The sequence below is a fragment of the Staphylococcus sp. HMSC056G08 genome (genome assembly GCF_001812305.1).
GTDB classification, from domain to species: domain Bacteria; phylum Bacillota; class Bacilli; order Staphylococcales; family Staphylococcaceae; genus Staphylococcus; species Staphylococcus simulans.
In genome coordinates this window covers 1-23,441 of sequence record NZ_KV808472.1, presented here as the reverse complement: position 1 = coordinate 23,441, position 23,441 = coordinate 1, and the positions used below count along the sequence as shown (strand labels likewise).

Below are 23,441 nucleotides of genomic sequence, written 5' to 3'. Positions count from 1 at the left end.
ATCACTTCTTTCTTAATACAACTTTGATATTTTGATCGATGATTTCAGAATGGTCAATTTCAAATTGAGGAGTTTGTTCTAAAGGAAGTACATTGTCAGTTTGATAAAACTGATACTTGCCAGAACCTCCAATTACTTTCGGGGCGTAGTAAAAAATCAGTGTTTGGACACACTGTGATTGGAGAAATTGTGAAGTCACTTTAGGTCCGGCTTCTACATAGACTGAGCCGATACCTCTTTGATATAAATCTTTTAAAATAGTTTCAATAGAACAATCATCTAATACAATGATTTGAATATTAGACCCATGCTCTTTTGTTTTTAATTGTGTATTTTCTGTATACACAAGCACAGGTGTCAGTTGATCAATAAATAAAGTTTGTGTGAAATCCAAATGACCGCTTCTCGCTAACACCACACGTACAGGCTGTCTTTCTCCTTCTAACCTTACCGTTAAACTCGGATTGTCAGCTTGTACAGTACCTGCACCGGTTAGAATAGCATCAAGTCTTGCTCGATGTTTAAACACATCCTGTTTCACACCTGGATTTGTAATCCACTTACTTTGACCGTTATCTGTCGCTTGCTTTCCATCTAAACTGACACTAACCTTTAAAGTTACTTCAGGTATCTGTGCTTGTTTAGCTTTGAAAAAATCTGTATACATAGCTTCTGCTTGTGCATCATGCTGATATTCCACTTCTATACCTGCTTCAGTTAAAATCTCATCACCAGGTGAATCTAAAGTTATATCTTTCATCGCATATACAACTTTTGAAATACCTGCTTCAATGATTTTATTGACGCAAGGCGGTGTAGAACCAAAGTGTGTGCAAGGTTCAAGCGAAACATAAATCGTTGCGCCTTCTGCATCTGCACCTGCCATATCTAAGGCTTGTACTTCCGCATGACGTTCACCTTGTTTTAAATGCGCACCTAAACCGACAATTCTGCCTTCTTTAACCACGACAGAACCAACAGCAGGGTTCACACCCGTTTGGCCTTCAGCCATTTTTGCTAATGCAATCGCATTTTGTAAAAATCGATTCAAACAATCACCTCATTAAAATAAAAAAATTCCGTCACCTAACTAAAGAGGCAACGGAAAAAATGTATCATTACCGTATTTAAACAGAGTCCACCCATGTTAAAAATTGCTAACACAAACTAGACTTCACTTAAATACGCGTTTTAAATCATATTTAATGACGTCTTGATTCTTTCTCCCATCCAGACTTTCACTGTCGGCTCTAGATTCACACTAGATCAGCCATACTCTAAAATAGAGTACAGGTCGCAGGCTTATGTTTTTACTGCCGGTTGGGAATTGCACCCTGCCCCGAAAGAATATTATGAAATTGTTTCTGAATCGAACGAGCAATACTTTGCTCATATATTTATCATAGCTTATTTTAATTTAACTGACAATAATTATTACTTAATGATTATCTATTCTCCGAATGAAATTCATATAAACTATTAACCGCTTGTACAGATTGACGCACAATCATATTGACACCATTTCGTGCTTGGTTGATGCCATTGGTAATCTGACCAATCGCAATTAAGTGTGGCAGTGTTCCGTATCTCGGGCTGATGACTTGATTTGTTTCAGGCACAATTTGAATGCCGCCCATCGGATGCGCTTGCACAATTTGTCTATTCGCAATATCAATTAAAAAGCCGTCATCTTCATCTAAATCTTTTAATTGTGTTCTAGGTCCAGTCGCATTAATCACAACATTATATTGTTCAGTTTCGTTTGAATCTTTATATTTGAAAACAAAGGTATCATTTTCTTGTACAACTTTTTCTAAATCTTTTTTGATTAACAAGTGTCCCGCTTCTATCTCTTCTATAAGCAAACGTGCTGTGCGTGGCGGCATTGGGTTGGAATTCGCTTTTAAAATCGGCATGTAGCGTTTCATAAACTCCCTTTGATCTTCAATGCTTAAACTATTCCAAATCCAGTTCATATTTTCTTTTATCGTTTCTAATAAACTTTGGAATACACCTAATATTTCTGGGTGAGCTAAATCATATTTTAAATCTTTAATTGGGTCGCCGACTTTTCGATTGATAAGCTGTTGAAGTGGGATATTCAAATCCTCACACTCTTGCTTAAAGAGATGAATAGCAGTCTCTAGTGGAACTACACCAAAATGAGATTTAATAATCTGATTAAAGTTTTCTTTAGTTAGATACTTTAATGTAATTTCTGGCATTTCCCCTCTGACACTCGGCAACTCTCCACGTCGACTCACAGCCGTCAATGGTAAGTTAGGATGATGCTTCACAACATAACGAATAACATCAAGACTAGATAAACCTGTTCCGATTACTGCGATATCATCCGTATCTTCCACTGTATTTAATGTTTCATATGTGGGATAAGGTGATTTAATAAATCCTTTTAATCCTTTTAACTGGTATGGGTCATGATAAGCCATCGTACCGACTGTCAAAAAGACATAGTCATATTGACGACATGCCTCTTGTTCATGATTGGTACAAATAAAGTATTGAATATGCGCATCTTTTTCAAAACCTTTTTCCAAGTACATTTCAGTCGCTTTTTCAGTAATAATATGAATATTGTCATACATGTCATTAAATTTATCGAGGTAACTTTTCATATAATGTCCAAAGACAAATCTTGGTAAATAAGTCGCATTCTCAAATTTAAATTCATTTTGTTGTTGATACCAATGATAGAACTCTTCCTTATCTTTAGAATTTAATGACATATCCTTACTTGGTAAATTAATTAGTAATTGTGAGCTGTCATTTTGAAATGGTACACCTTGTCCCATATTTTTAGCATTGTCATAAACATCAATGTCTAGTTCTTTGAAATATGGGTGCTGTTCTAATTGTCTTAAAATACTGACACCTGCAGTGCCCATTCCGATTATTGCAACACGCATACAAATAACCTCCTACTCTTCCTACATAACTACCCTGTTTATTACTTCACCTTCTATTATGCAACAAACAAAAATAAAGCGAAACAATTAAATCACATTCATTTAATCATTTCGCTTTAAACTATATATTATATTGAATTATTATTGATGTTCTTTGTCATCTTTATAAACAAATAACTTGTAGTATTTACCTTCAGTATTAATCTTTTTATAGAAATCTGCAATAAGTGATGCGTTGCTTTCTGCCCATTTGATATCTGTTGCATATTGGTGTTCACCAGGATTCTTAGGATTCCATCTCATACTATATAACGTATTTTGATCTGGATTTGATAAGAAGTGCTTATGAATAAATTCTGCACCACCATCAATCGCTTTTTCTGGTGTATCCCAACCATGTTTTTTAGCATATTCAGCACCCGTTTTAATCGGGTCTTCATCTAATGCGCCTACACCATAGAAATTGTAGTATTTTTTACCATCAATTTCTACACCTTTTGATAATTCACTTTTTACAGCACCTGTTTCCAAGATAGCATGTGAAATTAAGTATACTTCATTTACTTGTCGTTTTTTAGCTGCATGAATAAAGTCTTCAGTATGTGCTAATAATGTAGGTCTGTCAGCAAGCATACGCTTGATTCTATTTTTATCGATACCTTGATATTTAGATAAATCTAAGAATTGATACTTTTGAGTTTTATCATCGATAAATTTTTCACTGTCCATGGCTTTCTTGATCTCTGTTCCTGTAGCATCATGCCATCTATCATTTTTGTCGGAAACTTGTTGGCTTGTATAGTTATTAATTTGTTTTTTAGCTGCTTGATTCAGAGTTACGTCCAAATGTTCAACTGTTTCTTCTTTTTTAACATGTTTAAACAATATTTGGTCGGAAATCATAGAAAAGAAAATATAACCTGTCACAGCCAAAATAACAAGCAGCCCTATAATTGCGAAGATAGAGCCTTTCTTGTGTTTCGTCATAATTACACCTCTTAGGTCAAGTTAAAGTGAACTGCTTAACACTATGTAATACGGTGTTGAAGCTTCTCGGCGCATTCATGATGACTGATTTATTTCCTACCGAGCTATCCCCATAGTTCCTACGGTTTTATAACACTTAAAAATTATTTCGTTTTGATTCTAAATCTTAACACTTTTTGCAGTGTATCACAATTTAGAGTTATCCAACCACCATTCTATCATATCTTATTCCATAGAACGTGCTTGAAGTCAGAATGTAATATTGCTGTATTCTTTCAATAACATTTCTATAACCTCAGTACATGATTCGTGCAAAATAACATCCTTCAAATAAAAAACAGCCTATTTATCTACAGACATTTCTGTAATAAACAGGCGAATACTAGCTTTCGTTTTTAATTATTCCGGACGTTTGTACTCCATAATTATAAAACTAGCTGCTTCTGATCTATTCTTATAGTAGTAACGGTTCAAATCGATTGTACCTTCAATTTTGCCATCACGATACATCATTTCATTTGTCATATTATTAATCATTACAAAATCTGAACTATCTTTAATCATATCCAATTCATCATGGCGTGCGAAAAAGTGTTCTAAATTCAAGTGTGCGTAATCCATGGAATCCTCCCATCTATTAGTAAATTATGTTTAATCATGCTTATTATGTCGAAAACTACAATTTATTTTGTTAAATTATTTAATTCTACCCTTCTATTTAACACCTATTTTGTACATTTAGCAAATGAAAGAATTAATCCGCTTCGTTAAACTCAAACCAACCAGAAATAATATGTTATGTACAAAGATTGAAAGTGTGGAGTGATGAACATAGAGACATTAATCATCCGACACCAGGGTATCATTTATGCTTTATTAAAAAGATATAATATTAAGTATGATATTGACGAATATGCCCAACTTTTATCCATCAAAATGTGGTCATTATTACGACAATTTGATACGTCCATTCATAATAGCATGAGCGGTTATTTATTTCAAAGGCTGAACTACTATCTCATCGATTTATTTAGAAAGAAAAGTAAAGTTTTAGAAGAGAGTAATCAAGCAATCATCTCCGATATTAAAGATGCAAGTGATTACTCAGATTACAATTATCTCACGCAGTTGATCGCATCTGAATATTACTTGCTGCTTAATGACTATGAACGCATGTGGTTGAATTTAAAATTATGTGGTTATAAACAGTTCGAAATACAAACTTTGATGAAGAAGTCAGCGACTACAATCAGAAAGTATCAAATGCAAGTTCGCCATAAACTTGCACCTTTAAAACACTTTCTTAAAGGAGAGATGTCATAATGGTTGTTTGTGAACGTCCAAGAATTTTATATTTCACTTCCTACCCTCATCACACTTTCCAAATAGAATGTGTTTACAACATGTTTCATGGTTTAACGAAAGTACCATTAAAATCTTATATGAATGCATTATTAAGACGTGAATCACCTCAATCTAAATATGCATCATATGAATTGAAACAAATGCTCAATATTCGTAAACACTTGCCATTAATCGTGAATCAACAAACCATTTTATTCCCTATACAGAATAAACGTGCACCTATCCAACACTTTGTAAATGGTTTGGAAATCATAGGTCTAAAACAAGAACGCTATACGACAAGACTGATCTTTAAAAATGGTGTGCATTTAGTCGTAAACGCCCATTACTCGTTTGTGCATCGTAAGTGGTTAGAATGTATCTTCTTACATTTTATGACTTTTCATGACGCTGATTAAAGCGATTTTCTAACAACTTTTTTGTAAAGAATGCTGTAACGATTTTCATTAAAATACTTGCGACGATTAGCGATATAATGCCACCTACTAGAATTAATGCTAATTTTACAAGTGATAAATCGACTTGTGGATTTACAAAATATTGAACGACACTTAAACTCGTTAGTAAACCAAATAAAAATAAACCTAGTAATAATGCATTGATAAGTAGCATCCCAACAATAATTAAGAATAGTGACGCTGTCCCTTGATGACGCTTTTTAAAGATATGCGTTCTTAAAAATTGATTTGAAAACTTGATAGGCTGTTTATAAGTTAATGTATCAGTCTGATTGTTTTCTAAATCCTTTAAAACTTGGCTCAACTGATCTTTTTCTTTCTTATTTAGGAACCAAAGTTGCTTTTTTACTTTTGTTTCAAATTGCTCTTTTTTCACGACATCTATACACCTGCCCGGTAAAAATTTTAAAAAGAGGCAGAAATAACTTTACGATAAGGACTGATACCTTGGTAAAGATTATTTCTGCCTTTATTTTATACTAGAATCAATTATCATGATACTAGATTTCTCATTTAATTATAGAATTGAAAGTCCTGATTTTTGAATATCTTTTGCAAATCCTTCAACAGTATCTACTGATAATTCATTGATATCTCTGCCGATATTTGGAATTTTGCTGATAACGCCTGCTGGGCATGTGATAATATCTGCACCAATTTCATCTGCTTGAATGACATTAAATAATTCACGGCAACTTGCCCACAATAATTTTACACCTTTTTTAGAATGTGTTACTTCTACAGATTCTTTCATTAGTGGTAATGGATCCACACCAGTGTCCGCAATACGTCCTGCAAAGACAGAAACATAAGTTGGAACACCTTCTGTGACTGCATCTGTAATTTCTTTAACTTGTTCTAAAGTGTATACTGCAGTTACGTTTAATTGTACGCCGTCAGCTGATAATCTTTTAATTAAAGGAATTGTAGACTCACCTTTTGTATTCACAATTGGAATTTTAACGAAAACATTTTTACCATATTGTTTTAAAATTTCCGCTTCTTTTTCCATTGTTTCTAAATCATCCGCAAATACTTCAAATGAAATTGAAGCATCTGGAATTTCTTTCACAGCTTCCTCAGCGAATGCTTTATAATTTGTAACACCTGCTTTAGCCATTAAGCTCGGGTTTGTTGTGAATCCGTCTACCTCGTTATTTTTGTAAGCTTTTTTCATTTCTTCAATATCTGCTCCATCCGCAAATACTTCTACATTCAAATCTGCTTTTACCATAAAATAAGTGCCTCCTTATTACTGTTAACTTTCAATGCTGTCTAAAGTAACTTGATTATAACATTCCCCCGTTTAAATCGCGATTGATTAACTCACAGTAGAATTGTTAATAAAGGTTTAAAAAAGAAACCACAACCCTCTAAAATTTTATGATATTATAAAAGAATGTACAGAAACGGAGGTCATCATGTCACGGTCAAAACTTTATTTTTACCTTACTATAATCCTTATTATCATCAGTTTTAACTTTAACATGTATAATCCACTGTTAAACGAGCAGTTTCATTCAATTGCGAAAAAAATAATTACAAGCAGTGTTGTTAATGCAATTATCCTAATTATTGCGATCATTTTAGCAGATAAATCTATTAAACATTCAAAAGAACGTACAGATTGGATTCGTAAAGCCAGTAAAATATTACCTATCATCTTATTTATAGTGATTGTTATTCTTATCGTTACTTCTTTAATCTCATTTGGTATGATTAAATTTTAATTGACAATCCACTATAACAGTAGCATTATTTATATATTAAAAATGTAACGAGGCGATATTTTGCAGTATTTATATGTGTTCGTAGGAGGCGCACTAGGTGCCTTGCTGCGATTTGTCTTTTCACAATTAAATCATGGCCAAGGATTCCCAATCGGAACTTTTATTGCTAACTTAGCGGGTGCCTTTTTTATGGGTTTAGTCTCCGTCTTGGTAATTCAAACTTTTAAATCTAATCCTTTCCTCAAAAAAGGAATTACAACTGGATTTTTAGGTGCATTAACCACGTTCTCTACATTTCAATTTGAACTGGTAAAAATGTTTGAACATCAGCAATATATTTTACTTTTTGTCTACGCGATTTCAAGCTATATTCTTGGTTTAGCAGTATGCTATATCGGTAGTAAAGCTGGAGATGCCTTAAGTCATGAGTAACCTTTTATTAGTAATGCTTGGTGGCGGTTTAGGCGCTGTAGTCCGTGCAGCTGTCACAAATAGCTGTTCAAAACTATCTACTCAGCTGCCAGTAGCAACGCTTATTGTCAACTTAGTAGGCAGTTTCTTAATCAGCTTGTTATCAGGTATCGCAATTGCACAAGCTTGGTTGTCTCCATTGATTATTGTAGGATTTTTAGGCGGTTTAACTACTTTCTCTACCCTATCACTGGAATTAACCAATATGTTGACCACTAAGTCACAACGTATGCTTTTTATTGCGTATAGCTTTTTACAATATGGATTATGCTTTATGGCATGCATAATCGGTTATGTTATCGCATAAAAGAAGCGTTATCTTTTACAACTCTCTGTAAAGGGTAACGCTTCTTTTTGATTAATATGATTTATAAGATGGTACATCTGCGTCTATACTTTTATTTTGATTTAATAGATCTATGCGTTTCATTTGGTCGTCGGATAGCTCAAAGTCAAACACGTTGATATTTTCTTTAATGCGTGAAGGTGTGATGGATTTAGGAATCACAATAACATCATGTTGAATATGCCATCTCAATACAACTTGCGCAGGTGACTTCTCTACTTCTTCAGCGATAGCTTGAATTGTTTCATCTTTTAAGATGTCGCCGTTCATAAATGGTGACCAAGCTTCTGCTTGAATACGTTGTGCTTTAAGATACAACCTTAAATCATTTTGTGTTAAATAAGGATGAAATTCTATTTGATTAATCACTGGTTTAATCGATGCATGTGACAACAAACTTTCTAAATGATGCGGTTGAAAGTTGCTGACACCAATATTTTTAACTTTATTTTGTTTTAATAAATCTTCCATGCCTTTCCATGTATCAATCATTTCTTCTTCATTAGAGCCAGGCCAATGCATTAAATATAAATCTAAATAATTTAAATCAAGTTTATCTAAAGTTCGTTGATAAGCTTCTTCTACATTCATTCTGCCGTAATCATCTAACCATAGTTTTGAGGTAATGAATAAATCTGAGCGTTGTATGCCAGCAGCTTGAATACCCTTTTTAATGCCTTCTCCTACTTTTTCTTCATTTCCATAGCGTGCAGCTGCATCTATACTGCGATAACCGTGTTCTATCGCAAATGATACACGTTGTGCTAATTCATCACTATTTTCAATTCTATATGTGCCAAGTCCCAATTGTGGCATCGTTTGTCCATTATATAGCGTAAATGTATTCATTTTCTCTCTCCTTGCATCGTTGCTTTACCTTTATGCTATGCACAATGAATAAAACTGTAAAACATTTTGAATTAAAAATGCACTGCTAACTGTAAAATTACAGTCAACAGTGCATATTGTATTAATTAAATGATTCAATTTCTTCCATAACACGTTGTAAGTCTTCAACATTATATTGAATACGTCCATGGAAAACGAATTTATTAAAGTATTCATCTAATTGTTCTGGTCCAACTAGTACTTTAGTATTTGTTGTTTGTGCGTAATTTGAAATTGTCACTGCACCTTCATTTTTAGGATTGAAATAAAGTAATGCCATTGGTGTATATTTCAAATTCAATTCGCGCTTCAATGTATCTGCTAAGTGCTCAACTTCTTTTAATTGATTTGAGTAGTTTACAAATGAAGCTGATTGCTTATCATCATTTTCATCTAACACTAATGTTTGAGGATGACGTTTATCTAAATCCAACACATCAAAGACTTGTTCAATGGTTGGTAATGTACCGAATTGTTCTTGACTGATGCCATTATAAACATGTCCTTTAAGTAATTGAGAATCGATAATGTATAAGCCTGTACGTGTTAAGACTAAATGACTGATACGATCAATCGCATTAAAATCATTTTTAGGTAAGAAGATATTCGCCATAATATGCATATCTTCTGGTCGAATACGTTTTTCTTTAACCAAACGATCTCTGATACCGATTAAACGCATGTCTGTCACATACTCACTATGATTTTTCGAGAAGAGCTTCAGCGCATCGATTTCACGATCTTTTGCTGTCACTGTTTCATCGAAATCAGCGCGTTGTTTTGTGACCGCTTTTTTATGTTCGACGCGTTCTTTTTCAAGCTCGTCTTCATAATTTTCTTTTATACTTCTTTCTTTTGCCTCATATTGTTCCTCTGCTTTCAACTTAGCCTTTTTCTTACTGTTTAAGACAACTAAGAATAAGACAAAGAAGATAACAGCGACGACAATTGCTGCAATCAAACCAATTTCTAATGGTCCCATAACATATTCCGCTCCTTTACATATCTTACTCCCAATTATAAAGGAAAATATCGAATGTATCGATAATAAAATGTCACAAATTCAAAAACTGTATAGTTATGCTTGAACAGCTTCTTTTAATGCATCTACTTTATCTACACGTTCCCATGGTAAAGCAACATCCGTACGGCCAAAGTGACCATAAGCTGCTGTTTGTTTATAAATAGGACGTTTTAAGTCTAACATTTTAATGATACCTGCTGGACGCAAGTCAAAGTTAGCTCTTACCGCTTCTACCAATTTTCCTTCAGAAACTTTACCAGTTCCAAATGTATCAATTGAAATAGATACAGGTTCTGCTACACCGATAGCGTATGCAAGTTGTACTTCACATTTATCTGCTAATCCTGCTGCAACAATATTTTTAGCCACATAACGTGCTGCATATGCTGCTGAACGGTCTACTTTTGTAGGATCTTTACCACTGAAGCAACCACCGCCATGACGTGCAAGACCACCATAAGTATCTACAATAATCTTACGTCCTGTTAAACCAGCGTCACCTTGAGGTCCGCCAATCACAAAACGACCTGTCGGGTTAATGAAGAATTTAGTTTCTTCATCTAATAGCTCAGCTGGTACGATTGGATCAATCACATGTGTTCTGATATCACGTTGAATTTGATCTAATGACGCATCTTCAGCATGTTGTGTTGAAATAACAATCGTATCAATACGTGCTGGTTTATCATTTTCATCATACTCAACAGTAACTTGTACTTTACCGTCTGGTCTTAAGTAAGTTAATGTACCATCTTTTCTGACATCTGATAAACGTTTCGCAAGTTGGTGTGAGAAGTAAATAGGTGTCGGCATATACGTATCTGTTTCATTCGTCGCATAACCAAACATTAAACCTTGGTCACCTGCACCTGTACTTTCAATTTCCTCTTCCGTAATTTCATTTCTATATTCTAAAGCAGTGTCTACTGCTTGTGCGATATCTGGTGATTGCTCATCAATTGCTGACATCACAGCCATTGTTTGACTATCATAACCATATTTCGCTCTCGTATAACCGATTTCTGCTACTGTATCACGGACAACCTTAGGAAAATCAACATAAGTTGCTGTAGAAATTTCTCCGACAATCATAGCCATTCCCGTAGTGACTACTGTTTCGCAAGCTACTCTTGCATCCGGATCTTTCTTTAATAATTCATCCAGAATAGCGTCTGAAATTTGGTCCGCTATTTTATCAGGATGCCCTTCTGTAACAGATTCTGACGTAAACAATTTTCTATTATTCGACATAACTGACTCCTTTTGATTTTGATTACGAAAATTCTCTATCTACGAGCTCAAATAAAAAAGGACTTTCAAACTATATAAACATAGAGAGAAAGCCCTTAAACGTCCTTTCGCTCTTATCGTTCAAACATCTTTAATGACATTTGCAAACGGTTTGGCACCTTTCTCCGATAAGGAGAGGTTGCTGGGCTTCTTTGGGTCCATGTCCCTCCGCCACTCAGGATAAGAGAATCCGTTAATCACAATACTACCCAAACTCTTTAGGCTTGTCAATTCTATATGTCTAAAATCTTAAATCTGTTATGGAATAATCGGCATATTATGTTATACTATGAAAATGTAAAGGCTTACAATTATTAACAATACTTACGCGCTGGAGGGGTTTTTAAAATGGCAGTAGATGCACAAACTAACCGTAATAAGTTGGATCATTTGATTGGAAAGTCTTCATCACTTTTCCAACTCACAACTACACAATTGTACAACAAGATTCTGGACAACAACGAAGGGGAACTGACAGAGCTTGGGGCTATCAATGCACTGACAGGTCAATACACTGGACGTTCACCTAAAGACAAATTTATTGTAAATGAACCTTCTTATAGAGATACGATTGACTGGGGTTCAATCAACCAAACTATTGAAGAAGATACATTCTTAAGACTTTACGACAAAGTTTTAGACTATTTAGATCAAAAAGATGAACTTTATGTTTTCAATGGTTATGCAGGCAGCGACGAAGATACACAACTACGTTTAACAGTAGTGAACGAAATGGCATGGCATAATTTATTCGCGAAAAATATGTTCATCCGCCCTTCTTCAAAAGAAGAAGCTCAAAAAATCAAACCAAACTTCACAATTGTTTCAGCACCACACTTCAAAGCTAATCCTGAAGTAGATGGTACAAAATCAGAAACATTCGTGATTGTTTCATTCAAACACCGCGTTATCTTAATCGGGGGAACTGAATATGCGGGTGAAATGAAAAAAGGTATTTTCTCAGTCATGAACTATTTATTACCACAACAAGACATCATGAGTATGCATTGCTCAGCCAACGTTGGCGAAAAAGGTGATGTTGCTTTATTCTTCGGTTTATCAGGAACTGGTAAAACAACATTATCTGCAGCACCTGACCGTAAATTAATCGGAGATGATGAACACGGTTGGAACCAAAATGGTATTTTCAACATTGAAGGCGGCTGCTACGCTAAAGCAATCAACCTTTCAAAAACGAAAGAACCTGAAATTTTCAACGCAATCCGCTACGGTACAATTTTAGAAAACGTAGTCGTTGCTGATGATGGTTCAGTTGATTTCGATGATAACGAGCACACTGAAAATACGCGTGCTGCTTATCCGATTGATTACATTAAAAACATTGCTAAACCATCTAAAGCTGCACACCCAAATACAATCATCTTCCTTACTGCAGATGCATTTGGTGTGTTACCGCCAATCTCTAAATTAAACAAAGCACAAGCACTGTATCACTTCTTAAGTGGTTTCACATCTAAGCTTGCAGGTACTGAACGTGGTATTACCGAACCAGTTCCTTCATTCTCAACTTGCTTTGGTGCACCGTTCTTGCCATTGAACCCTAAAGTTTATGCAGAATTATTAGGTGAATTAATCGACAAACACGATGTGGATGTTTACTTAGTGAATACAGGCTGGACTGGTGGAAAATACGGCGTAGGTCGTCGTATCAGCCTTAAATATACACGTCGCATGGTAGACGCTGCGATTAAAGGCGACTTAAAAGATGCTGCATTCGAAAAAGATGAAGCATTCGGTTTAAGTATTCCAACTGAAATTGAAGACGTACCAAATTCAATTCTACAACCAATCAACGCTTGGAGTGATAAAGACGCATACCGTGAACAAGCTGAAGACTTGAAATCACGTTTCGTTGAAAACTTTAAGAAATTCGGTGAAGAGAACGATGAAATCGCTGAAAAAGGCGGATTCCAAGCCTAATTAAATATAGAAATAAAAAATTCCGAGAGAGGTCACCCCTTTCTCGGAATTTTTATATCTTTTTTGCTTCAACATCGTTCATCCATTGATGTATCACTTGTAATACTTGTTTTAATGCTTTCGGTCTCGGAATATGTCCTTCCTTTGGTTGATAATACGTTTGATAACGATGTCCGATTTTTTTCAAGTAATTTTCTAAATAATAAGCTTGATGGATACCAACTTGAATATCTTCACCGCCATGAATAATTAAAATCGGTGGACTATTTGCGTCTATATATTGTAAAGCTTCTCTTTCTTGATAAGCAGCTAAATCTTTTTTAGGATGCCCTACCATACGACGTAACATCCCTCTTAAATCCACACGCTCTTCATACATCAAATGCAAGTCAGATACACCGCCCCAAGTAATATAGCTGTCTGCTGGTAAATCTTGGAATGTTAATAATCCTTGTAATCCACCTCGAGAGAAACCAATTATATGCACAAAAGCTTCTGGATATAATATTTTTAATATACGGATCGCTTGTGTCACATCATGCAAATCATCACCACTGAATTCATCTCTGCCTTCACTGCCATTGTTACCGCGATAGTAAGGTCCGAAAACTAATGTATGATCATTCGCAAACTGTAATAAACGTCCAGTTCTGACACGCCCTACTTTTCCTTTACCGCCACGTAAATAGACTACAATACGCTTTACAGACTGTTTAGGTGTAATCATAAGTCCTTTGACTCGTAAATCATCTACAAGGTAAGTTACTTCTTCACCACGATGCGTTGTGAGATCAATCGGCATCCTCTTTCTTTTGATAAAGTCCAAGTTCTATCACTCTTTCTACACATTTTAATATCGCTTCGTCTTCTAATAAGAAACTCTTTTCTTCATCCGAAATTTCATCTAAATGTTTACACGTCATAGGGCCTGCTGTTTCTAAATAATCGTCTTTACTTTCTAAAGTGTCTACTTGTACCGCAAAGACATCTTTCGTAAACCATTTCGTCCCTTCTGGGTGATATACGGTATATTGCGCAACGTACGTCATCTCAGCAACAATCCCGCCAGTTTCTTCATAGACTTCACGAACAATTGCTGCTTCGCTACTTTCACCCTGTTCTATTTTTCCACCTGGAAATTCTATCCCTCTTTTTTTATGTCTAGTTAAAAGATAACTATCATTGAGAAATGCGATCGCAAGAACGTGTTCCCCATTTGGTTTATCTTGTGGTTGTGTAAAGTTCAACCGAATTTCTTTATCAAATTGATCATGTATAATCACGTTCTATCACATCCTTTTATTATATATGCTAAAATAGATTCGTTACGAATTGAGACAAATCAGTTGGAGGGATTAATTTGAAGAAGCTCTTACTCGGCTTAATATGGATATATCAACATTTTATTTCACCGTTGACACCTCCTACATGCCGCTTCTACCCTACATGTTCAAACTATACAAAAGAAGCTATTGAAATCCATGGCCCAATCAAAGGAACATGGCTTGGTATCAAACGTATTTCAAAATGTCATCCGCTTCATAAAGGTGGATTTGACCCAGTGCCATTAAAGCATGACAAACATCAACATTGTCATCATCACCATCATCATCAATAAATTTTTAATTGATCCACATCAATTTCAGGGGGCGCAAAGTATAAGTGTCCCCTTTTTAATATGCCGTTTTCTTGTGTAAACTCCTGATCAAAATAATAGCCATAAGGCGTTACATCCCCTGGATAGTCAGCATACTGACTTAGATAAGCAGTAAAATAGCGGCTTAATCCATATTCATACATACCGCCGATCACTACTTTAATGTTTTGTCGATGCAAGCTGTCTATCGCATCTAATATTTTATCTATGCCGCCAAGTCTGAAAGGCTTTAAAATCACTGTATCAATCGGATATTGTTCAATCAAGGTTAAAATGCTTGAGACATCTCTTGCTTTCTCATCTATTGCTACAGGTGGGATAACTTTTGGAGATAAGGTTTTCAACATTTCTAAATCTTTAAAAGGCTCCTCGATATACAAGATATCTTCAAGGTTTTGAACTTTTTTTAAAGTCGCTATATCTTGATTCGTTAAAGATTCATTCGCATCTAATGCGATCCATGGTTTAATTGGTAAATTTTGTAGCTGTTCGATGTCAGCAATAACTTTTGGCGACCACTTTAATTTAATACGCTTTGGTTTTGTTTCTAATAGTTGCTGATAATTTTCAGTTGATAAACCACTTATCGTTGCACCATACTGAACCTCGAATGAAGGAAGATGATGGAAAACTTGATATAACGCCATCGCAACAGTACTTCTCGCTGCAGGTGCGTGATTCAAGTGGTTCAACAATACTTTAGCTTCATCAAAGGTTTCTATCTCTTTATTTTTGAGGACTGTATTAAACCATTGTTTCAATGTTTCATATACACTCTCTATTGTCTCTTTATCATACCAATCTGTTTCAAAGGCATTACATTCGCCGAAATATGTTTGTCCGTGCTCATTTTTCAATCCGATCACTAAGACTTTTCTTGTTTCTAGAGTGACTTTAGGCGTTTTAATCTGATGCTTAAATGCTGCTTCATACGTATAAAATAGAATAGATTCAAAACGCATGCTTATTCCTCTAGCTTTCCACGTTTTAATTTACCTGTAGATGTATAAGGCAATGTTGTCACTTGTTGATAATATTTCGGCACTTTATATTTCGCTAATTCCTCTTTTAAAAAGGTATCTAATGCGTCATGATTTATATCTTTTTCACTCGTATAATATAATGCCGGCACTTGTCCCCAAGTATTATCATCTTTGGCATAACACATTGCATCTGTAATACCGTCAAAACGTTTCACAACTGTTTCGATTTCATAAGGATAAATGTTTTCTCCACCGCTGATAATCAAATCTTTTCTGCGGTCATAAACCATCACAAAGCCATCCATATCTACACTTGCGATATCACCTGTTTTAAAGTAGCCATCTTCAAATACATCTGTCAGATTTTCAGGATATAGATAACCTTCCATAACGTTGTCACCTTTTAATAAGAGTTCTCCATGTCCTTCATGGTTTGGATTGATAATCTTAACTTGAACGTTTGGGCTCGGTTTCCCTACTGTGTTAGGATTTTGTTTAAGCATGGATGGAGAAGCGGTTAAAAATTGTGAACACGTTTCTGTCATACCAAATGAATTATAAATCGGTAAATCCGCTTTCAAGGCGTTATGAATTAAATCATCAGATAATTTCGCACCGCCAAGCAGTATTTTTTGAAGTTGATAAGGTTGTGTTAAACCTGCGTCCATCATCCAACCTAAAGTTTGCGGCACGAGTGAAATGTGGGTAATCTGTTCACTTTGAATCGCTTTTAATACCGTTTTTGTTTCAAATTTCTGCATTAATCTGACTGTAAAACCTTCAATGATACTGCGCAGTAACACACTTAAACCTGAAATGTGATAAATCGGCAAGACAGATAACCATTTCGTATTACTATCAAAACCTAAGCTTTCTCTGCATCCATTCGCACTTGCTAAATGGTTATTAAAAGTTTGGGGTACTGCCTTTTGCGGACCTGTTGTTCCTGAAGTAAACATAATCGAAGCGATACGGTTTAAATCCAGTTCAGTCTCATAAGTTTGTGTTGAGCGACGTTGTTCAACTTCACTCCAATTTATAATGGTAAAATCATCTAATTCTAATGGTAATGTGGCAATGATTGTATCTGTGTGTACAGATTTAAGTTGCGCTTTAATTTCTTTGTATGTAAGTCGTGTATTAATCATGACTGCTTCTATACCAGCAAACCATGCACCATAAATCATTAAAGCCGCATCTATACGATTATCTATATAAAATGCAATTCTCTTTTGATTCAGTTGTTTAAATACATATGCATATTGTTTTGCTGATTGATACACGCTCGCGTATGTAAGTTTTGTTGCTCCATCGTCTAATGCGATATTTTCAGGAACACGCTCTGCGCTTTGTTTTAACCAAAAATCCATACTATCTTCCTCCCATAATCTCTACCTATCTATCATAACAAAATTCAAGTAGTTTCCCTTAATTTTCGAATTGAAAAAAGAGGATGCGCGTTGCACCCTCTCATTTCTTTCATATTTAATTGAACAGTTGACTTAGTTTATCTTTAATCGTTTGTAGTTTACTATCGATATCATTTAATAAACTGTCTACTTTAGATTGATTTTCACCATTTTGTTGCGCTTGGTTTGCTTGTTTTAATTTATCAACCGCATTTTGATATTGGTCAGTGACATTTTGATCTGTCGCATTTGAAGCTTTATCTTTTAATTGGTTAACTTCATTTTGTGCAGATTCAATCGCATTCTGGCTATTTTGACCATTTTGAATGTTGTTTTTAGCACTTTCAATTTTTTCTTTAATGACTGTTTCTTTCTCACGAATGATTTCTTTATAGTTATTTGTCACTGGTTTTTGAGTTTGTGAGCTATTAGGTTGTGTTTGTTGTGTTTGCGCATTTTGATTTGCGGTTTCTGTGCTATCTTTTGGCTGCATCATATTTCTAACTATAAATATTGCTACAACAATCAATAAGATAACTACAATCGCGGCCAAACCTTTTTTCCATTTACTATTTTTACGATTCTCATCTTCCAACATACGTTCACGTCTGTAATCACGTTCATTATAATAACGACCATCTTCATCAGAACGTCTGCGGTACTCTTCTTCACGTGTATCACGATATCTTGGATCGTGTCCATCTCTTGAGTCACGTGGGTCTCGATTATAGCGGTCATAATCAGGTTGATTTCTATCTGAGCGTTTCATGTCTATCACCTTATTTCGAAATAATGTTAAAGTTTTTCTTATATTACTCTTACCACTATTGTACCACGCGTATTCATCATGCACCTCGTATAAAAGTCGTATCTATTTCTCTATTTCTATTGTATTCAATATAGAGTTATAAGATAATAATAGAAATTGCTTGAAATGAGGGAATTGTTTTGCGCCAATCATCCAATAAAATGCCACGTACTATCATGAAATATTGCGGCTCAATTATATTATTACTACTTATCGTCTACTATTTATACAAAAATTACGGTAGTAACTTATTCAGACTAGATATTCCAACTGATTCTTCTATGTATTACATTATTCATCTTGATTGGAATAGATATGCTGAAGCTTATGTCGCAACTTTGACTACAATCATTATCCCCTTATTTCTAATCGGGATAATCCTGTTCATACTGACTCGCCTAACTAAAGGTACAGTTAAAAATATATTAATCAAAATACTGCCATTGATATTATTCATTGCACTTTTTGTCTTAATCTTTGTGCCGATGTTATTCGTACTAAACGTGACACACTTTTCATTCTTAGCAACATTTTTATCATTCTTGGCATTATCCAAACCAGCAATGGTAAAAATCTATCGTTTCAGCCAAAAAAGTGTTGATGAGATCAATCATCCAGAGATCAATACAACAGAAAAAGAAAATAAATCATAAGATGCATCCACTTCATATCGGAGTGGATGTTTTATTTCTTTAACTATCTACTACTTAGCGTTATATGAACCTATATAGCTCATAACAAAATAAGCAAACGCTCTTTGAATGAACATAATTGCTATTGATTGAAACGTAATTCTGAGTGGATGATTGCTTAGCGAAAAAGAAACATAATTGCATATACTCCATACCCCTATACCGTATATGTTATACTAAAGTTGTATTTACTATATCAATATATTTAGGAGGTATTATTTTGTCTAGTCATGAACATACACATAAAAATGGACAACATAAACACCATGAGCATACGACTGATAACGGTCACAATCATCACATGCATCATCATGGGAATTTTAAGCGTAAATTCTTTATTTCTTTAATTTTCACGATACCGATTATTATTTTATCACCTATGATGGGTATTCAATTACCATTTCAAGTTACTTTTTCTGGATCAGACTGGATTGTTTTAATTCTATCGACCATTTTATTCTTTTATGGTGGTATGCCCTTCTTATCAGGCGCTAAGGATGAAATCGCTTCTAAAAAACCAGGCATGATGACATTAGTAGCACTTGGTATTTCAGTAGCTTATTTCTATAGTTTATATGCATTTTACATGAATAACTTTAGTGATTCATCGTCGCATACAATGGATTTTTTCTGGGAGTTAGCAACTTTAATTATAATTATGTTATTAGGCCACTGGATTGAGATGAACGCAGTAGGCAGTGCTAGTAGTGCCCTTAAAAAAATGGCCGAACTACTCCCCAATACTGCAGTTAAGGTAACTGAGGATGGTCAACGTCAAAAACTTAAAATCTCGGATATTCATAATGGTGATATAGTAGAAATCAAAGCAGGTGAAAGTATTCCAACAGACGGAGTAATTGTTGATGGTAAAACATCGATTGATGAATCATTAGTTACTGGAGAATCTAAAAAAGTTCTAAAAAACAAGAACGATAATGTTATCGGTGGTTCAATGAATGGTTCTGGTACAATTCAAGTTAAAGTAACTGCAACTGGAGAAGATGGCTATTTATCTCAAGTTATGGGGTTAGTAAGCCAAGCTCAAAATGATAAATCAGATGCTGAACTTCTTTCTGATAAAGTCGCAGGGTACTTATTTTATTTTGCAGTAATTAGTGGATTAATTGCGTTTATTGTTTGGATGCTGATACAAAACGATATTGATTTTGCGCTTGAACGCTTAGTAACTGTATTGGTCATTGCTTGTCCGCACGCTTTAGGTTTAGCTATACCCTTAGTTACAGCACGTTCTACTTCTATAGGTGCACATAATGGATTAATTATAAAAAATAGAGAATCTGTAGAAATCGCACAACACATCGATTATATTATGATGGATAAAACAGGTACATTAACTGAAGGAAATTTTTCAGTTAACCATTATGAAAGTTTTACTGACGAATTTAGTCATAAAGAAATATTAAGTTTGTTTGCTTCATTAGAAAGCAGCTCTGAACATCCGCTCGCTGTTGGAATTGTCGAATATGCAAAAGAAGAAAACATTTCTTATTCATATCCTGAAGATGTTAATAATATTTCAGGTGTGGGATTAGAAGGCAGTGTTGATGGTAAAGAAATTAAAATTGTAAATGCCTCATATTTAGATAAAAAGGATTTGAAGTATAATAAAAAACAATTTAAAGAACTTGCTCAGCAAGGTAACTCTATTAGTTATTTAATTTATGAACAACAAGTGATTGGCATTATCGCCTTAGGAGATCAAATCAAAGAAAGTTCAAAACAAATGGTCGCAGATTTAATAGCGAAAAACATCACACCAGTTATGCTTACAGGAGATAATCATGAAGTAGCACAAGCAGTAGCTAAAGAATTGGGAATTAAAGATGTTCATGCGCAATTAATGCCTGAAGATAAAGAAAGAATCATAAAAAATTATCAGAAAAAAGGCAGCAAAGTAATGATGGTCGGCGATGGCATTAATGATGCGCCAAGTTTAGTCAGAGCAGACATCGGAATGGCAATCGGTGCAGGCACAGACGTAGCTGTTGAATCAGGTGATGTCATACTTGTCAAAAGTAATCCTTCTGATATTATTAACTTCCTTACCCTATCAAAAAATACAATGCGGAAAATGGTTCAAAACTTATGGTGGGGTGCTGGATATAACATCATTGCAGTACCTCTTGCAGCTGGTGTACTAGCCTTTATGGGTATAATACTCTCACCTGCTGTCGGAGCAATACTCATGTCTTTAAGTACAATTATCGTTGCGATTAATGCTTTCACATTAAAATTAAAATAAATGATTCAATGAGATATAACCACTTTCATCAACAATTTATGAAAGTGGTTATTTTTAGTAAATGCCTATTTATTTGTACTATTGACCAGTTACAAAGGGAAAAGGGCTCTTCACAAAAATAAAAAAAGCCAAATGATTATGCATCAATTGGCTACTACTTTTAAAAATTCAACTTAAGTAGGCATGAACTCTCCTCTTTATAAATCTTCAACTTTAAACTGGCATGAACTCTCCTTTTTGAATCATTCAACTTAAATAGGCATGAATACTCCTACTTTTATTCACATGTGTTGTATTCAAATGCATTATACACTAAGCGTTATTTTCGACACAAGAAATTTTATAATGATAACAAATAATAGTTCACATTAAAATTGATTTAGTTGATTCCTTTTAACTTAAAAGGGTATTAAACAACTAAATACATAGAAAAGGATGAACCAATCATGAAAAAGTTAATTATACCGTTATTTAGTTCCCTATTACTATTAACTGCTTGTGGTAATAGTGATGAAAGTAATAAAGAAACTGCGAAAAACGAAACTAAAACACATGAAAAAGAGAATAAAAATAAGGAAAAAAAACAGAAGAAGAAAAATGAACAAAATAATAATCAAGAAAAACAAGAAAATAGTGAATCTACAGAACAAGTTAATGAAGATTCTGTAAACGATCAAGCAAATATTGAAAATTCTTTCACACAACAAAATGTTAATGAACAAAACCAACAAAAAGTAGATTCAAATCAAGAGCACTATCAAAGCAACACACAAGAACCAACATATGAAGAGCAAATGCGTGCCAATGCAGAAGTAGCTAAACAACATGGATATACCGGAATACCTAATGGTGATATGGGGGCTACTGAAGAAATGAATGAATTTTTGCAAAATCAAAATAATAATCATGAAACAGAAAGTAAACCAAGTAATTGGATTCAGGATCAAATAGACTGGAATAATGCAACTGAGTCGGAAAAAGAACAAATTAGAAAAAACGATGCTGAAAAATATGGAGTTGAATATAATCCTGAAGATTATATTGAATAGCATTGTATAAATGTTATCTGTATAATCTACCTCAAATCATACAAAGATAAAACCATTCAAGCTTCTTGTATTTCAAGTGCTTGAATGGTTTTTAATAAAAAGAATTCAAAAATGTGAACTAATTACAAACTGCAATAAAAGAAAGTCATATAAAAAGATATAACCCTAATAACATAAAAATGTTTTAGATAAAAAATTAATTAGACAATTTTAGTACGGCGCACTTTAACAAAGATTTTCTACTGTTACTTCAACATTAATATATTTCATTCATAATGATATTTACAAGAAGCAACTAATATAGATTCATTAGTCACTTGATAAACTAATCTATATTCTTGTGTAATTCGTCTACTCTACCAACCAGTGAATTGTCCTTTTAACAATTCCTTCTAACATGCCATCTCTTTCAATGCTCTTAATCAAAACAATGATTTTCTTCCCTACTTTTTTATCTTGAACTAGCCAGTTCTTATAATCTTCAGATGTAATTACTTATCGATTCATACTTGTACCACTTTACCTTTTTCTAGTTATTCCATTGATTGTTTTAAATATGCTGTATTGGCAGAGTTCTGTTGTAAATAGAGAATTTCTATGTTTGTACTATGATCTGACCCAGAAACCAAAACACCGTTATTGTTATTTGGTGTAGTAGTATTAGCTTCATCATTTTTGTTTGGTTGATTCATTGAATGTAATTCATTAAACATGGTTATCACCACTGCTATCAAAGAAAACTTATACTTATATTGCATATATTATAATAGTATTTCTTTATAACTATAATATCCAAAAAAATGTCATGAGCTTTTTAAAACAGTCTGCATATGTCCATTTTAATAAATACTATTCTTAAAAAAGATTCTCAACCAAAAAAACTCTAACCCGTTGATATCCAAGAAGTTAGAGAAAAACAAAGCATCTATATTGAGTTAAAACGTAAGTTATAATTAATTTCAATTTAGTCTTATGATGATAACGGAGAGTGAGGGATTCGAACCCTCGAGACGCTTGTGGCGCCTACACACTTTCCAGGCGTGCTCCTTCGGCCAACTCGGACAACTCTCCATGTATACAAATTAAAAAATCAGAAACGATAATTCGTTTCTGATTGAATGACTCCTACGGGACTCGAACCCGTGTTACCGCC

The 23,441-nt window shown here is 34.3% G+C and carries 27 protein-coding genes, 1 tRNA gene and 2 riboswitches; of the genes, 10 read left to right on the top strand and 18 right to left on the bottom strand.

From position 1 onward, the window contains the following. Position 1: 1 nt before the first annotated feature. The 4 genes from ribD to HMPREF2846_RS06980 all read right to left on the bottom strand — a co-directional run bounded on the left by ribD (position 2) and on the right by HMPREF2846_RS06980 (position 4,535). On the bottom strand, positions 2–1,051 hold the full coding sequence (ribD, locus tag HMPREF2846_RS06995) for a bifunctional diaminohydroxyphosphoribosylaminopyrimidine deaminase/5-amino-6-(5-phosphoribosylamino)uracil reductase RibD (RefSeq protein WP_070626307.1): 1,050 nt from the start codon (positions 1,049–1,051) through the stop codon (positions 2–4). Between the two features lie 163 nt (positions 1,052–1,214). Continuing rightward, positions 1,215–1,351: riboswitch (FMN riboswitch) on the bottom strand. A gap of 94 nt (positions 1,352–1,445) precedes the next feature. Then, positions 1,446–2,927 carry an FAD/NAD(P)-binding protein gene (locus HMPREF2846_RS06990; protein ID WP_070626305.1) on the bottom strand — a complete coding sequence of 494 codons (1,482 nt, stop codon included), beginning with the start codon at positions 2,925–2,927 and terminating at the stop codon, positions 1,446–1,448. A 141-nt stretch (positions 2,928–3,068) separates the two neighbouring features. After that, the gene (locus HMPREF2846_RS06985; protein WP_002481245.1) at positions 3,069–3,914 is read right to left on the bottom strand and encodes a peptidoglycan release complex glucosaminidase SagB; all 846 of its coding nucleotides are present in this window, start codon (positions 3,912–3,914) and stop codon (positions 3,069–3,071) included. A gap of 399 nt (positions 3,915–4,313) precedes the next feature. Beyond that, a complete protein-coding gene (locus tag HMPREF2846_RS06980; RefSeq protein ID WP_023016000.1) occupies positions 4,314–4,535 on the bottom strand; it encodes a hypothetical protein in 222 nt (73 codons plus the stop codon). A 204-nt stretch (positions 4,536–4,739) separates the two neighbouring features. Between HMPREF2846_RS06980 and HMPREF2846_RS06975 the strand changes: the two genes are divergently transcribed. Then, complete coding sequence (locus tag HMPREF2846_RS06975) at positions 4,740–5,237, top strand: sigma factor (protein WP_002481247.1); 498 nt, start codon at positions 4,740–4,742, stop codon at positions 5,235–5,237. Further along, the gene (locus tag HMPREF2846_RS06970) at positions 5,237–5,677 is read left to right on the top strand and encodes a hypothetical protein (RefSeq protein WP_002481248.1); all 441 of its coding nucleotides are present in this window, start codon (positions 5,237–5,239) and stop codon (positions 5,675–5,677) included. Before HMPREF2846_RS06975 ends, HMPREF2846_RS06970 begins: the two co-directional genes overlap by 1 nt. Here HMPREF2846_RS06970 and HMPREF2846_RS06965 read toward each other — a convergent pair. Both HMPREF2846_RS06965 and HMPREF2846_RS06960 read right to left on the bottom strand, forming a co-directional pair. Next, positions 5,652–6,113, bottom strand: a complete 462-nt coding sequence (locus HMPREF2846_RS06965) for a hypothetical protein (RefSeq protein WP_070626304.1) — start codon at positions 6,111–6,113, stop codon at positions 5,652–5,654. The genes HMPREF2846_RS06970 and HMPREF2846_RS06965 overlap by 26 nt on opposite strands. Before the next feature lie 141 nt (positions 6,114–6,254). Further along, complete coding sequence (locus HMPREF2846_RS06960; protein WP_070626302.1) at positions 6,255–6,971, bottom strand: transaldolase; 717 nt, start codon at positions 6,969–6,971, stop codon at positions 6,255–6,257. A 187-nt stretch (positions 6,972–7,158) separates the two neighbouring features. Between HMPREF2846_RS06960 and HMPREF2846_RS06955 the strand changes: the two genes are divergently transcribed. Genes HMPREF2846_RS06955 through HMPREF2846_RS06945 form a run of 3 tightly spaced genes read left to right on the top strand, consistent with a single transcriptional unit; the run spans position 7,159 to position 8,245 of the window. Further along, positions 7,159–7,467 carry a hypothetical protein gene (locus tag HMPREF2846_RS06955; RefSeq protein ID WP_070626300.1) on the top strand — a complete coding sequence of 103 codons (309 nt, stop codon included), beginning with the start codon at positions 7,159–7,161 and terminating at the stop codon, positions 7,465–7,467. A gap of 60 nt (positions 7,468–7,527) precedes the next feature. Next, on the top strand, positions 7,528–7,899 hold the full coding sequence (crcB, locus tag HMPREF2846_RS06950; RefSeq protein WP_070626298.1) for a fluoride efflux transporter CrcB: 372 nt from the start codon (positions 7,528–7,530) through the stop codon (positions 7,897–7,899). Then, positions 7,892–8,245, top strand: coding sequence for a fluoride efflux transporter FluC (locus HMPREF2846_RS06945; protein ID WP_070626296.1), 354 nt, complete (start codon positions 7,892–7,894; stop codon positions 8,243–8,245). Before crcB ends, HMPREF2846_RS06945 begins: the two co-directional genes overlap by 8 nt. Before the next feature lie 51 nt (positions 8,246–8,296). Here the strand turns inward: HMPREF2846_RS06945 and HMPREF2846_RS06940 are convergent, their stop codons facing one another. The 3 genes from HMPREF2846_RS06940 to metK all read right to left on the bottom strand — a co-directional run bounded on the left by HMPREF2846_RS06940 (position 8,297) and on the right by metK (position 11,447). Next, the gene (locus HMPREF2846_RS06940; protein WP_070626294.1) at positions 8,297–9,133 is read right to left on the bottom strand and encodes an aldo/keto reductase; all 837 of its coding nucleotides are present in this window, start codon (positions 9,131–9,133) and stop codon (positions 8,297–8,299) included. A 121-nt stretch (positions 9,134–9,254) separates the two neighbouring features. Next, entirely contained in the window at positions 9,255–10,154 is a 900-nt protein-coding gene (locus HMPREF2846_RS06935) for an NERD domain-containing protein (RefSeq protein WP_002481255.1), read from the bottom strand. A 96-nt stretch (positions 10,155–10,250) separates the two neighbouring features. Further along, positions 10,251–11,447 (bottom strand): methionine adenosyltransferase, encoded by a 1,197-nt coding sequence (gene metK, locus HMPREF2846_RS06930; protein ID WP_057509773.1) that lies wholly within the window; start codon positions 11,445–11,447, stop codon positions 10,251–10,253. A 110-nt stretch (positions 11,448–11,557) separates the two neighbouring features. Beyond that, positions 11,558–11,673, bottom strand: a riboswitch (SAM riboswitch). Positions 11,674–11,834: 161 nt separating this feature from the next. Between metK and pckA the strand changes: the two genes are divergently transcribed. Then, positions 11,835–13,427, top strand: coding sequence for a phosphoenolpyruvate carboxykinase (ATP) (gene pckA / locus HMPREF2846_RS06925; RefSeq protein ID WP_070626292.1), 1,593 nt, complete (start codon positions 11,835–11,837; stop codon positions 13,425–13,427). A gap of 52 nt (positions 13,428–13,479) precedes the next feature. Here pckA and HMPREF2846_RS06920 read toward each other — a convergent pair whose 3' ends face one another. Both HMPREF2846_RS06920 and ytkD read right to left on the bottom strand, forming a co-directional pair. Further along, positions 13,480–14,253: an alpha/beta hydrolase family protein gene (locus tag HMPREF2846_RS06920; RefSeq protein ID WP_070626290.1), complete on the bottom strand. Its 774-nt coding sequence runs from the start codon at positions 14,251–14,253 to the stop codon at positions 13,480–13,482. Continuing rightward, entirely contained in the window at positions 14,219–14,710 is a 492-nt protein-coding gene (gene ytkD, locus HMPREF2846_RS06915) for an RNA deprotection pyrophosphohydrolase (protein ID WP_070626288.1), read from the bottom strand. Before ytkD ends, HMPREF2846_RS06920 begins: the two co-directional genes overlap by 35 nt. A gap of 77 nt (positions 14,711–14,787) precedes the next feature. On the opposite strand from ytkD, the gene yidD reads away from it, so the two are divergent. Continuing rightward, positions 14,788–15,045, top strand: coding sequence for a membrane protein insertion efficiency factor YidD (gene yidD / locus HMPREF2846_RS06910; RefSeq protein WP_070626286.1), 258 nt, complete (start codon positions 14,788–14,790; stop codon positions 15,043–15,045). Here the strand turns inward: yidD and menC are convergent. From menC to HMPREF2846_RS06895, 3 genes are all read right to left on the bottom strand, one after another. Further along, positions 15,039–16,046, bottom strand: coding sequence for an o-succinylbenzoate synthase (menC, locus tag HMPREF2846_RS06905; protein ID WP_070626284.1), 1,008 nt, complete (start codon positions 16,044–16,046; stop codon positions 15,039–15,041). The two genes, yidD and menC, sit on opposite strands and share 7 nt — an antisense overlap. 2 nt (positions 16,047–16,048) lie before the next feature. Then, positions 16,049–17,437, bottom strand: coding sequence for an o-succinylbenzoate--CoA ligase (gene menE, locus HMPREF2846_RS06900; protein ID WP_070626282.1), 1,389 nt, complete (start codon positions 17,435–17,437; stop codon positions 16,049–16,051). Between the two features lie 115 nt (positions 17,438–17,552). After that, positions 17,553–18,245 carry a hypothetical protein gene (locus tag HMPREF2846_RS06895; protein ID WP_023016242.1) on the bottom strand — a complete coding sequence of 231 codons (693 nt, stop codon included), beginning with the start codon at positions 18,243–18,245 and terminating at the stop codon, positions 17,553–17,555. A 179-nt stretch (positions 18,246–18,424) separates the two neighbouring features. Here HMPREF2846_RS06895 and HMPREF2846_RS06890 point away from each other — a divergent pair, with 179 nt between their 5' ends. From HMPREF2846_RS06890 to HMPREF2846_RS06880, 3 genes are all read left to right on the top strand, one after another. Beyond that, on the top strand, positions 18,425–18,937 hold the full coding sequence (locus HMPREF2846_RS06890) for a hypothetical protein (protein WP_002481264.1): 513 nt from the start codon (positions 18,425–18,427) through the stop codon (positions 18,935–18,937). A 259-nt stretch (positions 18,938–19,196) separates the two neighbouring features. Then, complete coding sequence (locus HMPREF2846_RS06885; RefSeq protein WP_070626279.1) at positions 19,197–21,239, top strand: heavy metal translocating P-type ATPase; 2,043 nt, start codon at positions 19,197–19,199, stop codon at positions 21,237–21,239. Positions 21,240–21,685: 446 nt separating this feature from the next. Beyond that, complete coding sequence (locus HMPREF2846_RS06880; protein ID WP_070626277.1) at positions 21,686–22,288, top strand: hypothetical protein; 603 nt, start codon at positions 21,686–21,688, stop codon at positions 22,286–22,288. 266 nt (positions 22,289–22,554) lie between these two features. On the opposite strand, the gene HMPREF2846_RS14910 is transcribed toward HMPREF2846_RS06880, so the two are convergent. From HMPREF2846_RS14910 to HMPREF2846_RS06870, 4 genes are all read right to left on the bottom strand, one after another. Next, on the bottom strand, positions 22,555–22,605 hold the full coding sequence (locus HMPREF2846_RS14910) for a hypothetical protein (RefSeq protein ID WP_371099750.1): 51 nt from the start codon (positions 22,603–22,605) through the stop codon (positions 22,555–22,557). A gap of 34 nt (positions 22,606–22,639) precedes the next feature. Further along, positions 22,640–22,723, bottom strand: coding sequence for a hypothetical protein (locus tag HMPREF2846_RS14905; protein WP_371099749.1), 84 nt, complete (start codon positions 22,721–22,723; stop codon positions 22,640–22,642). A 98-nt stretch (positions 22,724–22,821) separates the two neighbouring features. Further along, complete coding sequence (locus HMPREF2846_RS06875) at positions 22,822–23,001, bottom strand: hypothetical protein (protein ID WP_070626275.1); 180 nt, start codon at positions 22,999–23,001, stop codon at positions 22,822–22,824. A 269-nt stretch (positions 23,002–23,270) separates the two neighbouring features. Continuing rightward, positions 23,271–23,359, bottom strand: a tRNA-Ser gene (locus tag HMPREF2846_RS06870). Positions 23,360–23,441: the final 82 nt, after the last annotated feature.